This window comes from Bradyrhizobium sp. DOA1, from assembly GCF_001593325.1.
Lineage (GTDB): Bacteria > Pseudomonadota > Alphaproteobacteria > Rhizobiales > Xanthobacteraceae > Bradyrhizobium.
Genome location: NZ_JXJM01000001.1, coordinates 3,882,822 through 3,896,443, shown reverse-complemented (window position 1 = coordinate 3,896,443; position 13,622 = coordinate 3,882,822). Strand labels below are relative to the sequence as shown.

The window sequence follows — 13,622 nt, the reverse complement described above, 5'->3', positions numbered from 1 at the left end:
CTCCTCCTTTCAAGGCAGCGACGAGACCTGTCCAATTTGTCAGCAAGTCTCATCAGGCCGCGTGCAGCGGTGTTGCTGGGGTCGGCGCGATGGCCCCTCTTGGGCTCGGCAATAATATCGTGACCCGGGTAGGGCGATTGACAGATTGTTCATGTTTTGTTCTTATGTTGCAACCGAGATGGAGGCAGCTATGGACAACCGCATCAACGAAATTCGCAGAACCATCAGGGCGCTTCGAGTCAGCATGCTCGAGGCCGAAACCATCATGCGCGAGCAGGTCAATCGGGGCGAGGATTGCACTTTCGTCGCCGAGGAAATCCTCAAGATGCGCTCGGTCATGAGCCTGCTCGCCAGGGAACGGATAGAGCTCGGTGATGACGAGCCGATCCTCGTCACCTGTCTCTATATTCCCCGGCGCCGGCCGCCGCGAAAACCAACGGTCGATCGTCTCCTGCAGTCCCGCAATGTCTTGGCGCAACGCGTGGCGGCGACGGCCTGACCGGAGCAGGGCGACCGCTTTATTCGAACAATTGGCGAGCAGCCCGTTCAGGCTTGCCGACCGGACTGTCGGCCCACTTCGCGATGTCCGTCGTTCGCGCGTCGATACCTTCGCACCAGAGGCAGCTTGGCTCCGTGTTGCCTTTGGCCGAGAGGATCGGGACAAGTCCGTGGCCGCAGCCGGAGCAGGACGTGACGTGATTCATGTGTTTCTCCGCGAGAGCCGAATCCGGAACGACATGTCGCTCCCAGAGGTTGCCTGAGCGTTATGACGAGGCAGCGACGCTTGCGACCGGAGCGCTCGTTCCTGACGTCGTGGACGTCGCAATCCAGCGTGACACGGCCGCGATGTCGTCGCCGTTGTCGCGATAGGCGCGAAGCTGGAATTCCGCGGAGCTGCCGCGTTCCACGATGGTCCGGCAGTGCTCGACCTCTCTTGTGCAATTCAGCGCGGTTGCGTCTTCGGCGATGTCGCCGATCACGCGGGACAGCAGCTCCGAGATCGTGACCGGGCCGTCCTTTGAGGCGAAGATGCAGTCGGTGCCGTAGCGCTGCGCGCGCCATTTGTTTTCCACCGCAATCGCGCGTTCGACCGCGGTGACCTCCTTCGACAGATGAGGTCGGAGGTAAAGATGCCGGGTCAGGCAGCGGTAGAGCGAGGCAATTGCCACGGCGTCATCGACGAATGTGCAGGTATCGGGCGCACGAAGCTCGAGGGTCGGGTGCCGCATCGAGGGCCGCATCGCCCACCAGATGTGGCTCTCGTCCGGTATCACGCCGGAGCGCTGCAACGCGCCGACATATTCGTCGTAATCCTGCCTGCCTTCGAACAGTTCGGGCAGACCGGTGCGGGGCAGCTCGGAATAGGCGGCGAGCCGGTAGCCTTTCAGCCCGGTCTTGTGCGAATTCCAGAACGGGGAGGAGGCGGAGAGCGCGATGAACAGCGGCAAATGCGGCAGCATCGCCCGCATCACCGCCATGCGCTTCTCGGGATCCGGCAGCTGGACGTGCACGTGCATGCCGCACATCATGTTGCGGTGGCCGATGCTGCGCAGATCCTCGATCATCTCCTCGTAGCGCGGCTTCGGGCTCGGCTGCGACATGCGCCAGACCGCGGTCGGATGCGTGCCGCAGGCCATGATGACGAAGCCGTATTGCGCGGCGACGTTGGCGACCTCGCGGCGAAGAAAACGGAGCTCTTCGCGTGCGTCGTTGACGTCGACGTGGATGTTTGTGGCGACTTCGAGCTGGGATTGCAGCATCTCCCGCATCGCCTGGCCGCCAGTCGACCAGTTCGCCGATTCGAACAGCTCGTCGGGAGTCTTGATCGCGACTTCCAGGCTGCGGCGATCGGCGAGGAAGTACTCCTCCTCGATGCCGAAGGAATATTCCGCGGCCTTGCCGCGGCCGCCGGCGGAGCGGATGACGAGGTGCTGCCTGTCGTCGGACGAATCCAGCCGCAGCAATTTCAAAACGTCTGAAGCAAATGTCATGGCCCCACCCGGCAAAAGGTTACCTGCGGGCACTAATCCGTCTGGCCGGAGCGGGTTCCGTCTCGGCGCTACTGCAAATTGTCACGTCGAACGGAACAATCTTCACGCTTTCGGAGGCGCGCGCGATCAAGGCGTGGTTGGGCGGCACCTCTGCCCAGTCTTCCTCCTTGTCGAACGGCTCGGACACCACCACGACCTGGTCGCCGTCCTCGCGGAAATACAGCGTGTTCGCGGCGTCGTTGACCGCGACCCGGAAGGCGTAGAGATCATGTCCGTTGGCGATCGCGCTGGTGAAGCGCAGCCGTTCGCGGAGCTGGCCCTCGTTGACGAGACCGACAAGGGCCTGCAGCACGCGCTGCGTCGCGCCGAGCGGATCTTTGTCCAGGCCGGCGCCCATCATGGCGAGAAACACCGCCTCCGAGTCGGTCGTGCCCAGCCGCGACGGGTAATAGGCATCCGGAATCAGCGCCTCGACCTTGCGACGCAGCCGATTCCAGCTGCCGACGAATCCATTGTGCATGAACATCCACTGGCCGCAGGCGAAGGGATGGCAATTCTGCCGCGTCACCGCCGTGCCGGTGGCCGCGCGCACATGCGCGAAGAACAGATGCGAGCGCAGATGCCGGCAAAGGTAGCGCAGATTCTCATCCGACCACGCCGGGCGCGTCTCGCGATACAGGCCAGGTTCCGGATGCTCGCCGTACCAGCCGAGACCGAAGCCGTCGCCGTTCGATCCGGCCGTCGACTGAAGCGAGCGGATGCTCTGCGCGATCAGCGAATGCTCGGGCTCGGTGACGTAAGGCTCAAAGGACGTGGTCTCGCCCCGATATGCGATCCAGCGGCACATGAGGAATCCTGTGGGAGATGCCTGACGTGCAGTAACTGATCGGCCTGTTCGATGGTTCCCGGCCGCAGCTCTTCGACACTTTCGGCCATCTGCGTCAACTGCCAGGGCGACGACCGCACGCGCGAACTGACGGCGGTGGAACGGCCGGGCTGCATGGGGCGTTCCGTTACCGAGGTAAGGTTTGGAACCGTGACGTGCGAATCCGGCTGCTTACTGCAACGAGGGGGAACCGATGCGGCGGCTGGTCGCAGTCATATCGACTTGATTCCGACAGGGTGATCTTTATTTCTGGGCGGAACAAGAATCCGGGCCCCTCTGGCGAGGACACCGACAATTTCGGTAAACCTCGTGATGTCGGATGACCAGTCCCGCGCGAATGCGATGGATCGGCCGACCGTCGGGCCCTCTTCGTTCTCTCCGACCAGTCGCTCCATCGCTGCCCCGTGCGGTCATTTCGCAAAGTTAGGGAGCAACGATGCACGACACCAAGCATCCCAGTCCGATCGAAATCGCTGATCCGTCCACCCTGAACGAGCAGGCTGCGGCGGCGCTGGTCATTGCCGGCGCGCTGGTCGCCGTGGCCGACCGACGCGTTTCACCGGTCGAGCGCGACGAGGTGATGCGCTTCATTCGGGACCGCGACTTGGCGCCTCATATCGAGGACGATCGGCTGCTTGCGATGTTCGATGCACTCGCTGAACGACTCGAGGAGCCGGATTTTGCCAACGTCGTGATCGACACGCTCCGGCCGGTCTCGAACATGCCCCTGTCAGCCCATTTGATGGAATTGTCGGAGCGCGTCGCCGCGGCAGACGAGGACGTGCATCCCCATGAGGTCCAGGCCATCAAGCTTTTGCGGCTGCTGACGCTTGCGCTGCCCCGCGCAAAGCCGGTCGCGCCGAGTGAAAAGCCCGTGGCACATTATACCGGGGTCAAGGAATGAGCATGGTGACAACTTCGGACGAGCGCAAGACGGGAGCGGAGGGCGGTCTCGGTCAGATGGCCGGCGGCGACCCGCGCCTCGAAAAGCTTGTCGACCGGTTGCCGCCGCGTGTGGCCGACACCGTCACTTATCTGCTCAAACCCTCGAACCGCTGGGTCCGGATTCCCTCGGGCACGCTGCTCATTGCCGGCGGTGTGCTTTCCTTCCTGCCCATTCTCGGCGTCTGGATGCTGCCGCTCGGACTCGCGCTGCTTGCCGAGGACGTGCCAGCGCTGCGCTCCTCGCGCTCGAAGGTCCTGGACTGGGTCGAGCGGAAGAAACCGCATTGGCTCGATCCGTCCACATCTAAAGATGGTCAATCATGACTGAATTCATCACTGCCGAGGCGCTGAGCGCGCTGCTTCAGGTCATCCTTATCGATCTCGTGCTCGCCGGCGACAATGCCGTCGTCATCGGCCTTGCTGCTGCTGGTCTACCGCCCGAGCAGCGCCGCCGCGCCATCATCGTCGGCATCGCTGCGGCCACTGTACTCCGCATCGCCTTCGCCGGCGTCGCAACGCAGCTTTTGCAAGTGATCGGCCTCCTGCTTGCCGGCGGTGTGTTGCTGCTCTGGGTGTGCTGGAAGATGTGGCGAGAGCTGCGCGAGCAGTCCGCACATGCTCATGCGAACGAACTTGCACTCGAAACTGGCAACGCCGGTGCCGCGCCGGTGCAGCAAAAGACCTTCGCTCAGGCCGCGGTGCAGATCGTCGCCGCCGACGTGTCGATGTCGCTCGACAACGTGCTCGCGGTCGCGGGTGCCGCGCGGGAGCATCCTTACATCCTGGCCTTCGGCCTGCTCTTGTCGGTTGGCCTGATGGGAGTCGCCGCGGACCTGCTTGGCCGCTTGCTGCAGAAGCAGCGCTGGGTTGCCTATGTCGGCCTCGCCATCATCCTTTACGTCGCGTGTGAGATGATCTATCGGGGCACGCTGGAACTTGCACCGGTCATTGCGAGTCTCTGAGGCGTCTACCGCAATCCGGAGTCATCGATGAGGTCTGAAACCAAAGCGCCTTCGGCGGACGCCGCACCTCGGCCGCAGATCGGTCCGTTCGCCCAGCTCATTTTCGGCTCGCGATGGCTGCAAGTGCCGCTCTATGTCGGCCTGATCATCGCGCAGGGCGTTTACGTGTTGCTGTTCCTCAAGGAGCTCTGGCACCTGGTCCTGCACTCGTTCGATGCCACCGAGCAGCAGATCATGCTGGTCGTGCTCGGGCTGATCGACGTCGTCATGATCTCGAACCTCTTGGTGATGGTGATCGTCGGCGGCTATGAGACCTTCGTTTCCAGGCTGAACCTGACCGGCCATCCCGACGAGCCGGAATGGCTGAGCCACGTCAATGCCAGCGTGCTCAAGATCAAGTTGGCGATGGCAATCATCGGCATCTCCTCGATCTCGCTGCTCAGGACCTTCATCGAGGCGGGCAATCTCGGCACGACGCGCAGCAATTTCACCGAGAGCGGCGTGATGTGGCAGGTGCTGATCCACCTCGCCTTCATCGTCTCGGCGATCGGCATTGCCTGGGTCGACCGTCTCAGCAGCGATGGCGGCGGCCATCGCAAGGGCGCCACCCACGGCTGAGTTCTTCTCCAGGGCGGTTGGTTGACGGTATTGCGCCCAAGGTGAGCGCATTACGCGGCGTCACCGCACGGCGTGCATCTCCAGAAACGCCTTCACGCCGGTCACGCTGCCGGTGTCGGAGGGCACATAACCGGGGAGTGTCGCGATCGCCGCGCGGAAATCGGCGCTGCGGATGATCTCGAGGATGCGCTGCATCGGCTCGGTATCCAGGAACGCGCGCTTGCAGACGAAGAAATAATCCTCGGTCAGGATGCGGATGAAGTCGAGGCCGAAATGCCGCGCCGCGGCCTCGACGCCGAAGCTTGCATCCGCCATCCCGCTGGCGACATAGGCGGCGACCGCCGCGTGGGTGAACTCGATCTGCTGTGCGCCGTTGATCCTGCTCTCGTCGATGCCGTGCGCGGCGAGCAATTGATCGAACAGAAGCCGCGTGCCGGAATCATGGTCGCGGTTGACGAAGCGGACCTTGGGATTTGTAAGGTCGTTCAGCGAGGCGATCCGCAGCGGGTTGCCGCGCGCGACCATCAGGCCCATCTCGCGCGTCACAAAGCTGATGATGCGATCCTCGCGCGGATCGAGCCATTCGCGCGCGGCCTTGATGCCCTGGGCCCGCAGCGCGCCGTGCGGCAGATGCAGGCCGGAGAGGTCGCATGCGCCCTGCGCCAGCGAGACCAGGGAATGCTGGTTGCTGACATAGCGCAGGTCGACGCCGATGCCGGACTCACGGTCGAGGAATTCGCGCAGCTTGGCCACCGCAAAGCCGTGGCTCGCGTGCACGCGGATCACGGACGGACGTTGTTCGAGGAACGGCTTGATCTCGCTGGCCAGCTCCTGCGCGAGGTTTTCGAGCTGCGGCCCGAGCCGTGCCTGCATGCGCTCGCCGGCCCACACCAGCCGTTCGCCGAATGGCGTGAGCTTGGAGCCCCTGCCGCGTTGGGTCTCGACCAGCGGCGCGCCAAAGAACTCCGACCATTGCTCGATCAGATTCCAGACGTGGCGATAGGAGAGATGGGCATCGCTCGCGGCGCTCGTGATCTTCCCGGTCTTCCGGATCTCGTTGAGCACGCCGAGCATGATGACGGCGGTGCGCGGGCTGCCCTCGCGGCGAAACCGCCAGACGGCTTCGATCTCGATCTGAAGCATTGGCCTGCCTTTATGAATTCCACTTCATATGTGGGGGTGTCCATTTGCAAACCATATCATATTTACTCCGGTCACTGAGCGCCTAGTCTGGCATACCAGAACAGGAGAAATATGATGTCTGTTGCATATGACTTCGCGCAGTCGCCGGCGACCGAGTTCATGGCCCGGCCGCAGCATTTGCTCATCGACGGCCGTCGCATCCCTGCCAGCTCCGGCCGCACCTTCAAATCCCTCAATCCCGCCACCGGACAGATCATCGCCACCATTGCTGAGGGCGGCGAGGCCGACGTCGAGCATGCGGTCGCCGCCGCGCGCCGGGCGTTCGAAGGCCCCTGGCGTACGATGCGTGCCTCCGAGCGCGGCCAGATCCTGCTGCGCTGGGCCGAGCTGCTGAAGGCACATGCGGACGAAATCATCGAGCTCGAATCGATCGATGCGGGCAAGCCGATCTCGGCGACGATGCGCCAGGACTTTCCCGCCGCGGTGGACACGCTGATCTACTACGCCGGCTGGGCCGACAAGATCAGCGGCGACGTCGTGCCGGTGCGCGACGATGCCCTGACCTATACCGTGCGCGAGCCCGTCGGCGTGGTCGCGGCGATCGTGCCGTGGAATTTCCCGCTGATGATCGGCATGTGGAAGCTGGCGCCGGCGCTGGCCTGCGGCTGCACCGTGGTGATGAAGCCGGCCGAGCTGACCTCGCTGTCGGCACTGCGCATCGCGGAGCTGGCCTTGGAGGCCGGCCTGCCGGCGGGCGTCTTCAACGTCGTCACCGGTCCGGGCCGCGTCGTCGGCGATGCGCTGGTCAATCATCCCGACGTCGACAAGGTCACCTTCACCGGCTCGCCCGGGGTGGGGCGTGGAATCATGAAGGGCGCAGCCGGCAATTTCAAACGCGTCTCGCTCGAGCTCGGCGGCAAGTCGGCCAATGTCATTTTCGACGATGCCGATCTTGAAGCCGCAAGCAAGGCGGCGGCTTCCGGCATCTTCTTCAACGCCGGCCAGGTCTGCTCGGCCGGCTCCCGCGTGCTCGTGCAGGAGAAGGCCTATGACGAGGTCGTCGAGCGGCTCGCAGCACGTGCGAAATCGCTTCGGATCGGCGATCCGCTCGACCGCAAGACCGCGCTCGGCCCTGTGATCTCCGAGAAGCAGATGAAGTCGATCCTTGATTATGTCGACATCGGCCGGAACGAGGGGGCGAGCCTCGTCACCGGCGGGACGCGCGTCGGGGAGCGCGGCTATTTCATCAGCCCCGCGGTGTTCGCCGGCATCGCGCACGAGATGCGGATCTCGCAGGAGGAGATCTTCGGGCCTGTCGTCAGCGTCATCAAGTTCAAGGACGAGGCCGACGCGCTTGGGATCGCGAACGGCACGGCCTACAGCCTCGCTGCCGGCGTCTGGAGCCGCGACATCGGCAAGCTGCAGCGTTTTGCCAAGCGGGCGCGCGCGGGCACGGTCTGGATGAACACTTATGGCTATACCGACGTGCGGCTGCCTTGGGGCGGCGAGCGCGACTCCGGCCTCGGCCGCGAGCACGGTACCGCCGCCATCGACAATTTCACCGAGCCCAAAACCGTCTGGATGAACCTGGCCGTCTGATACCTCCCGAGCGGCCAATCCTGGAGCCCGCCTGATCGTCCCGTCAGGCGGGCTCTCTTTTTGAGATCGATAAAATTGTCTGCAATCCACTCAGGCGCGGCAAACCCTGCGGACAAGAAGGCTGCGGCCTTAAACGTCCGCTTTGGAACCGATGTGCATCCTGCCGGCAAAGGGCAGGGCATCATCATGTCAATTCTTAAGGAGATCGTCGCAGCAGTCGCGGGAGTCTATGCGCTCCTGTTCGTCTGCGACGCGTTGTTCGGCGTCGGCGAGACGCGCTTCGACGATTCCTATTACCGTGCCAGCTTCTACGCGCCGCGACCGAAGGAATTCCGGTTTGCCGACGGGACCACGCCGGCCGCACGGGTCAGCGATGCCTTCGCGCAGTTCTCGGCGGGCGAAGCCAAGCCCAACAAGCGCTACTCGTCGCTGACGACGATCATCCGCTGACAACGGCTCACTCGCCCTGAATCCATTCCGCTACGCTGCGCCAGAGCGTGTCGCGGTGATCGGGGCGGAAGAAGCCGAAATGGCCGATTGCCTTGGCACCGACGTCGGACGGCTTGACGGTGAGCACCTCCGGCTTGATCGCCGTGAAGCCGCCCGTGAGCAGCTCGACCGCTGATAGCGTCGCCCAGGGATCGTCTTGGAAGCACAGCGCGCGCAGCTCGCCCTTGAAGTTCGCGAAATTTTGCAGCGCCGGCAGCTTCGAATCGAACAGATAGCGCGGGCTCGAGACCCACTCCGCCCATTGCAGGAAGACGCCCTTGGGCAGATCCTCGCCGATGCCGGCCCAGCCGGGCGCGTAGCCGAGGGCGTGGACCAGCGGCACGCCGACAAAATTCATGAAGGCAAAGACGCGATATTTTTCCGGCGAACTCATCAGCCGCCACGTCGCGGCCTGCGAGGCCACGAAGGCGGCACGCGAGATGTCGGTGTTGTTCTCGATCAGTCCCAGCGCCTGGCCGCCGAAGGAATGGCCGACATAGGCCAGGGGCAGGCCGCGGTAGCGCTCGCGCATCCAGCGCACTGCGGCGGTGACGTCGAGCGCGGCCCAATCCGACATCGAAGCCTCGAAGCCGACCAGCGATTTCGGCTTGTTGTAGCCGACCATCGCCGGCAGCCGGGAATCGCCAATGCCGCGATAGTCGTAGGTCAGCACGGCGCAGCCGCGATGGGCGAGGTAGGAGGCAAAGCCGCGGTAGATCTTGCGCGGGACGGCGGTGGCCGAGTTGATCAGCACGGCATGACGCTTGGTGCCGCGCGGCAGGAACAGGGTGCCGGTCAGCGCATACCCGTCGATCGCCGGGAAGGTGATCTCGTCGATGAAAACGTCGTCCAGTGCCGCGTCCATGGGCGCAAGGGATCCTGCCAGTTGCCTCGCCCTTCCAACAAATGCGAATTTGGCTTTCGCCGCAAGGGTTTGCAGTGCCGAATGGATTTACAACTGGCGGGCCGCGGCCAGCCTGTGTATAAGGCGGCCCTCGCAACCCACAGATCAGGTTGCACTTTTTTGCTTCACGGAGAGATTGCGATGTCCGAGCGGTGGACGCCCGAGTCCTGGCGCAGCAAGCCGGTGCTACAGGTGCCCGACTATCCCGACGCCAAGGCCCTGGCCGACGTCGAGGCGCAGCTTGCGACCTTTCCGCCGCTGGTGTTCGCCGGCGAAGCGCGCAACCTGAAGAAGTCGCTGGCGCGGGTTGCAGCCGGCGATGCCTTCCTGCTCCAGGGCGGCGACTGCGCCGAGAGCTTTGCCGAGCACGGCGCCAACAACATCCGCGACTTCTTCCGCGTGCTGCTGCAGATGGCGGTGGTGCTGACCTATGCCGGCGCCGTCCCGGTGGTGAAGGTCGGCCGTATCGCCGGCCAGTTCGCAAAGCCGCGGTCGTCGCCGACCGAGAAGGTGAACGGCGTCGAGTTGCCGAGCTATCGCGGCGACATCGTCAACGACATCGCCTTCACCAAGGAAGCGCGCATGCCGGACCCGCAGCGCCAGCTGATGGCCTATCGCCAATCGGCCGCGACGCTGAACCTGCTGCGCGCCTTCGCCACCGGCGGTTACGCCAATCTCGGCAGCGTGCATCAATGGATGCTCGGCTTCCTGAAGGACTCGCCGCAGTCCCGCCGCTACAAGGAGTTGGCCGACCGCATCTCGGATGCGCTCAACTTCATGCGCGCCTGCGGCCTCGATCTCGAAGCCCATCCCGAGTTGCGCGCCACCGATTTCTACACAAGCCACGAGGCTTTGCTGCTCGGCTACGAGCAGGCCATGACCCGCGTCGATTCCACCACCGGCGACTGGTACGCGACCTCGGGCCATATGATCTGGATCGGTGACCGCACCCGCCAGCTCGATCACGGCCACATCGAATATTTCCGCGGCATCAAGAACCCGATCGGGCTCAAATGCGGCCCGTCGCTGAAAGCCGACGAGCTCTTGAAGTTGATCGACGTGCTCGATCCCGACAACGAGCCCGGCCGGCTCACGCTGATCGGCCGCTTCGGCTCGGACAAGGTCGGCGAGCACCTGCCGAACATGGTCCGCGCCGTGCAGCGCGAGGGCAGGGCGGTGGTCTGGTCCTGCGACCCCATGCACGGCAACACCATCACCTCGACGTCGGGCTACAAGACGCGGCCGTTCGACCGCGTCCTGTCCGAGGTGAAATCGTTCTTCGCCATCCATGCCGCCGAAGGCACCCATGCCGGCGGCGTGCATCTGGAGATGACCGGCCAGGACGTCACCGAATGCATCGGCGGCGCCCGCGCCATCACGGACGAGGATCTCAACGACCGTTACCACACGGTCTGCGATCCCCGCCTCAATGCCGAGCAATCCATCGACATGGCCTTCCTGATCGCCGAGCTGCTCAAGCAAGAACGCGCCGGCAAGGCCAAGCCGATGCCGGCCGCCGCGGGGCTCTAAGACCTTGCTGCGGATCTGGAAGGCCACGATCAATTCCCGTAACGGTCTGGCCTTTGCGTTTCGGTCGGAGCAGGCTGTCCGCGAGGAAATTTTTGCGCTCCTCCTGTCGCTGCCGCTGGCCTGGTTCATCGGCGCGACCGCAATGCGCGCGGTCGAACTGGTGTGTTCGGTTGCGTTCGTGCTGACGGTCGAGCTGCTCAACACCGCGATCGAGAAGCTCGCCGACCGCCTGACCATGGACCACGACAAGCAGATCGGCCGCGTCAAGGACATGGGCTCGGCCGCCGTCGGCGTCGCGTTGCTCATGGCCGGCGTGTTCTGGATCTTTGCCATCGTCGAGCGATTGGGTTTCGTCTAGCCAAAGGTCGAGAGCGCATCATGGCCGAACGTCACAACGCATTCGCGGTCACGCTCGCACAGCTCAATCCAACCATGGGCGACATCGAGGGCAACGCGGCCAAAGCGCGCGCGGCGCGCGCGCGCGCCATCGCCGACGGCGCCGATCTCGTGCTGTTTCCGGAATTGTTCATCGCCGGCTACCCGCCGGAGGATCTCGTGCAGAAGCCGGCGTTCCAGGCCGCCTGCCGCGCCGCGATCGAAAGCCTTGCGCGCGAGACCGCCGACGGCGGGCCCGCCATGCTGGTCGGCACGCCCTGGGTCGAGGAGGGCAGGCTCTACAATGCCTGTGCGCTGCTCGACGGCGGCCGCATCGCCGCGCTTCGCTTCAAATGCAATCTGCCGAACTACGGCGTGTTCGACGAGAAGCGGCTGTTTTCGCGCGGGCCTGCCGCAGGCCCGGTGACGGTGCGCGGCGTGCGCGTGGGCGTGCCGATCTGCGAGGACATCTGGCTGGAAGAGTCCGAGGATTACGAGAACGTGGTCGAGACGCTGGCCGAGACCGGCGCCGAGATCATCCTGGTGCCGAACGGCTCGCCTTATGCCCGCGACAAGAATGACGTGCGCCTGTCGGTGGCGGTGGCGCGCGTCACCGAGAGCGGCTTGCCGCTGGTCTATCTGAACCAGGTCTGCGGCCAGGACGAGCTGGTGTTCGACGGTGCGTCCTTCGCGCTGAATGGCGACCTCTCGCTCGCCGCGCAACTGCCGGCGTTCGAGGAGGCCATCGTCACGCTGCGCTTCACCAGGAATGGCGACGACTGGCGCTGCACCGGTCCGGTCGCCGAACAGGTCGAGGGCGACAAGGCCGACTATGCCGCCTGCGTGCTGGGCCTGCGCGACTACGTCGCCAAGAACGGCTTTCCGGGCGTGCTGCTCGGCATTTCCGGCGGCATCGATTCCGCGCTGTGCGCGGCGATCGCAGTCGATGCGCTCGGCGCCGACCAGGTCCATGGCGTGATGCTGCCTTATCGCTACACCGCCCCGCACTCGATTGCGGACGCCGGTGAGCTCGCCGGCCATCTCGGCATCCGCTACGAGGTCTTGCCGATCGCGGAAGCCGTGACCGGATTCGAGACCATCCTGTCCGGCATCTTCAAGAACCTGCCGCCTGACATCACCGAGGAGAACCTGCAGGCCCGCACCCGCGGAACGCTGTTGATGGCGATCTCCAACAAAACTGGTCTGATGGTGGTGACGACAGGCAACAAGTCGGAAATGTCGGTCGGCTATGCCACGCTCTACGGCGACATGAACGGCGGCTTCAACCCGATCAAGGACATCTACAAGACGCAGGTGTTTCGGCTGGCGGCCCTGCGCAATTCCTGGAAGCCGGACGGCGCGCTCGGCCCCGCCGGCGAGGTCATTCCGCCTGATATCATCACGCGGCCGCCGAGCGCGGAGTTGCGCGAGAACCAGCGCGATGACGACTCGCTGCCGCCCTATGACGTGCTCGATGCGATCCTCGAACGGCTGGTCGAACGCGAGGAGCCGCTCGATCAGATCATCGCCGCCGGCTTCGATCGCGAGACGGTCACCCGCATCGACCATCTGCTCAACGTCGCCGAATACAAGCGCCGCCAGGCTGCGCCCGGCGTGAAAGTGACGCGACGGAATTTCGGCCGCGACCGCCGCTATCCCATCACCAACCGTTTTCGCGACAAGGGCGAGAGGCTGCCGCCGGCGGACGAGACGCTGGTGTCGCGCGGGAGCACGGCATCGATCGACGCGTTCGAGGGCTGACTCCAGACTCGAGCAACGGCGGGACCTATGACGGGGCTGCGAAGAACAGCACCCGAAGGAAGTGCGTGTACTCGGATTCGAGCGCCATGATCGCCACAAAGACAAGTACCGCGATCGGCGGCAGCAGGATGGCATAGGTCAAGGCCAGCCGCTCCCAGGCCATGTGCATGAAGACGGCAACGATCAAGCCGGCCTTCAACATCATGAAGAGCAGGATCAGCGACCACCTCAGATAGCCATGTAGGCCGAAGTAGTCGACTAGGTAGGAAAACGTGCTGAGGACGAACAACCAGCCCCAGACCACGAGGTAGAGTTTGATCGGGTGCTGTTGACCTTTGGCGTCACGGGCCCCCGTTGCGACTGCGTCATGCGCCGAACCGTGGAGCTGTCCTTCCATGTGTACCGCCGCGTTTGTCATG

At 64.3% G+C, this 13,622-nt stretch carries 16 protein-coding genes; 10 read left to right on the top strand and 6 right to left on the bottom strand.

Annotation, left to right across the window (positions count from 1 at the left end; all coding sequences use genetic code 11):
* The first annotated feature begins 190 nt into the window (after nucleotides 1-190).
* Nucleotides 191-499, top strand: a complete 309-nt coding sequence (locus SE91_RS18610) for a hypothetical protein (RefSeq protein WP_061851191.1) — start codon at nucleotides 191-193, stop codon at nucleotides 497-499.
* 19 nt (nucleotides 500-518) lie between these two features.
* Here the strand turns inward: SE91_RS18610 and SE91_RS18605 are convergent, their stop codons facing one another.
* From SE91_RS18605 to SE91_RS18595, 3 genes are read right to left on the bottom strand one after another with little or no spacing between them, the layout of a single operon-like run.
* Nucleotides 519-704 (bottom strand): hypothetical protein, encoded by a 186-nt coding sequence (locus SE91_RS18605; protein ID WP_061848615.1) that lies wholly within the window; start codon nucleotides 702-704, stop codon nucleotides 519-521.
* A 60-nt stretch (nucleotides 705-764) separates the two neighbouring features.
* Nucleotides 765-1,991, bottom strand: coding sequence for a carboxylate-amine ligase (locus SE91_RS18600; protein WP_061848614.1), 1,227 nt, complete (start codon nucleotides 1,989-1,991; stop codon nucleotides 765-767).
* Nucleotides 1,992-2,010: 19 nt separating this feature from the next.
* On the bottom strand, nucleotides 2,011-2,838 hold the full coding sequence (locus SE91_RS18595) for a class II glutamine amidotransferase (RefSeq protein ID WP_061848613.1): 828 nt from the start codon (nucleotides 2,836-2,838) through the stop codon (nucleotides 2,011-2,013).
* A 475-nt stretch (nucleotides 2,839-3,313) separates the two neighbouring features.
* Between SE91_RS18595 and SE91_RS18590 the strand changes: the two genes are divergently transcribed.
* Genes SE91_RS18590 through SE91_RS18575 form a run of 4 tightly spaced genes read left to right on the top strand, consistent with a single transcriptional unit; the run spans nucleotide 3,314 to nucleotide 5,402 of the window.
* Nucleotides 3,314-3,781: a TerB family tellurite resistance protein gene (locus SE91_RS18590; RefSeq protein ID WP_061848612.1), complete on the top strand. Its 468-nt coding sequence runs from the start codon at nucleotides 3,314-3,316 to the stop codon at nucleotides 3,779-3,781.
* A gap of 2 nt (nucleotides 3,782-3,783) precedes the next feature.
* A complete protein-coding gene (locus tag SE91_RS18585; protein WP_060735737.1) occupies nucleotides 3,784-4,146 on the top strand; it encodes a hypothetical protein in 363 nt (120 codons plus the stop codon).
* On the top strand, nucleotides 4,143-4,784 hold the full coding sequence (locus tag SE91_RS18580) for a TerC family protein (protein ID WP_061848611.1): 642 nt from the start codon (nucleotides 4,143-4,145) through the stop codon (nucleotides 4,782-4,784). Before SE91_RS18585 ends, SE91_RS18580 begins: the two co-directional genes overlap by 4 nt.
* A gap of 27 nt (nucleotides 4,785-4,811) precedes the next feature.
* A complete protein-coding gene (locus SE91_RS18575; RefSeq protein ID WP_008552864.1) occupies nucleotides 4,812-5,402 on the top strand; it encodes a TIGR00645 family protein in 591 nt (196 codons plus the stop codon).
* A 60-nt stretch (nucleotides 5,403-5,462) separates the two neighbouring features.
* Here SE91_RS18575 and SE91_RS18570 read toward each other — a convergent pair whose 3' ends face one another.
* A complete protein-coding gene (locus tag SE91_RS18570) occupies nucleotides 5,463-6,545 on the bottom strand; it encodes a substrate-binding domain-containing protein (RefSeq protein ID WP_061848610.1) in 1,083 nt (360 codons plus the stop codon).
* 114 nt (nucleotides 6,546-6,659) lie between these two features.
* On the opposite strand from SE91_RS18570, the gene SE91_RS18565 reads away from it, so the two are divergent.
* Nucleotides 6,660-8,144, top strand: coding sequence for an aldehyde dehydrogenase family protein (locus SE91_RS18565; protein WP_061851190.1), 1,485 nt, complete (start codon nucleotides 6,660-6,662; stop codon nucleotides 8,142-8,144).
* Nucleotides 8,145-8,330: 186 nt separating this feature from the next.
* Nucleotides 8,331-8,594, top strand: a complete 264-nt coding sequence (locus SE91_RS18560; RefSeq protein ID WP_061851189.1) for a hypothetical protein — start codon at nucleotides 8,331-8,333, stop codon at nucleotides 8,592-8,594.
* Nucleotides 8,595-8,601: 7 nt separating this feature from the next.
* Here the strand turns inward: SE91_RS18560 and SE91_RS18555 are convergent, their stop codons facing one another.
* Complete coding sequence (locus tag SE91_RS18555; RefSeq protein WP_061848609.1) at nucleotides 8,602-9,498, bottom strand: alpha/beta hydrolase family protein; 897 nt, start codon at nucleotides 9,496-9,498, stop codon at nucleotides 8,602-8,604.
* Between the two features lie 180 nt (nucleotides 9,499-9,678).
* Here SE91_RS18555 and SE91_RS18550 point away from each other — a divergent pair, with 180 nt between their 5' ends.
* From SE91_RS18550 to SE91_RS18540, 3 genes are read left to right on the top strand one after another with little or no spacing between them, the layout of a single operon-like run.
* Nucleotides 9,679-11,067, top strand: a complete 1,389-nt coding sequence (locus SE91_RS18550; RefSeq protein WP_061848608.1) for a class II 3-deoxy-7-phosphoheptulonate synthase — start codon at nucleotides 9,679-9,681, stop codon at nucleotides 11,065-11,067.
* A gap of 4 nt (nucleotides 11,068-11,071) precedes the next feature.
* A complete protein-coding gene (locus tag SE91_RS18545; RefSeq protein WP_061848607.1) occupies nucleotides 11,072-11,425 on the top strand; it encodes a diacylglycerol kinase in 354 nt (117 codons plus the stop codon).
* Nucleotides 11,426-11,445: 20 nt separating this feature from the next.
* Nucleotides 11,446-13,203: an NAD+ synthase gene (locus SE91_RS18540; RefSeq protein ID WP_061848606.1), complete on the top strand. Its 1,758-nt coding sequence runs from the start codon at nucleotides 11,446-11,448 to the stop codon at nucleotides 13,201-13,203.
* A gap of 25 nt (nucleotides 13,204-13,228) precedes the next feature.
* On the opposite strand, the gene SE91_RS18535 is transcribed toward SE91_RS18540, so the two are convergent.
* Complete coding sequence (locus SE91_RS18535) at nucleotides 13,229-13,621, bottom strand: cytochrome C oxidase subunit IV family protein (protein ID WP_008552831.1); 393 nt, start codon at nucleotides 13,619-13,621, stop codon at nucleotides 13,229-13,231.
* Nucleotide 13,622: the final 1 nt, after the last annotated feature.

Coding starts and splice junctions, on each gene's coding strand:
- SE91_RS18610 (WP_061851191.1), top strand. CDS start 191: ATGGACAACCGCATCAACGAAATTCGCAGAACCATCAGGGCGCTTCGA.
- SE91_RS18605 (WP_061848615.1), bottom strand. CDS start 704: ATGAATCACGTCACGTCCTGCTCCGGCTGCGGCCACGGACTTGTCCCG.
- SE91_RS18600 (WP_061848614.1), bottom strand. CDS start 1,991: ATGACATTTGCTTCAGACGTTTTGAAATTGCTGCGGCTGGATTCGTCC.
- SE91_RS18595 (WP_061848613.1), bottom strand. CDS start 2,838: ATGTGCCGCTGGATCGCATATCGGGGCGAGACCACGTCCTTTGAGCCT.
- SE91_RS18590 (WP_061848612.1), top strand. CDS start 3,314: ATGCACGACACCAAGCATCCCAGTCCGATCGAAATCGCTGATCCGTCC.
- SE91_RS18585 (WP_060735737.1), top strand. CDS start 3,784: ATGGTGACAACTTCGGACGAGCGCAAGACGGGAGCGGAGGGCGGTCTC.
- SE91_RS18580 (WP_061848611.1), top strand. CDS start 4,143: ATGACTGAATTCATCACTGCCGAGGCGCTGAGCGCGCTGCTTCAGGTC.
- SE91_RS18575 (WP_008552864.1), top strand. CDS start 4,812: ATGAGGTCTGAAACCAAAGCGCCTTCGGCGGACGCCGCACCTCGGCCG.
- SE91_RS18570 (WP_061848610.1), bottom strand. CDS start 6,545: ATGCTTCAGATCGAGATCGAAGCCGTCTGGCGGTTTCGCCGCGAGGGC.
- SE91_RS18565 (WP_061851190.1), top strand. CDS start 6,660: ATGTCTGTTGCATATGACTTCGCGCAGTCGCCGGCGACCGAGTTCATG.
- SE91_RS18560 (WP_061851189.1), top strand. CDS start 8,331: ATGTCAATTCTTAAGGAGATCGTCGCAGCAGTCGCGGGAGTCTATGCG.
- SE91_RS18555 (WP_061848609.1), bottom strand. CDS start 9,498: ATGGACGCGGCACTGGACGACGTTTTCATCGACGAGATCACCTTCCCG.
- SE91_RS18550 (WP_061848608.1), top strand. CDS start 9,679: ATGTCCGAGCGGTGGACGCCCGAGTCCTGGCGCAGCAAGCCGGTGCTA.
- SE91_RS18540 (WP_061848606.1), top strand. CDS start 11,446: ATGGCCGAACGTCACAACGCATTCGCGGTCACGCTCGCACAGCTCAAT.
- SE91_RS18535 (WP_008552831.1), bottom strand. CDS start 13,621: ATGACAAACGCGGCGGTACACATGGAAGGACAGCTCCACGGTTCGGCG.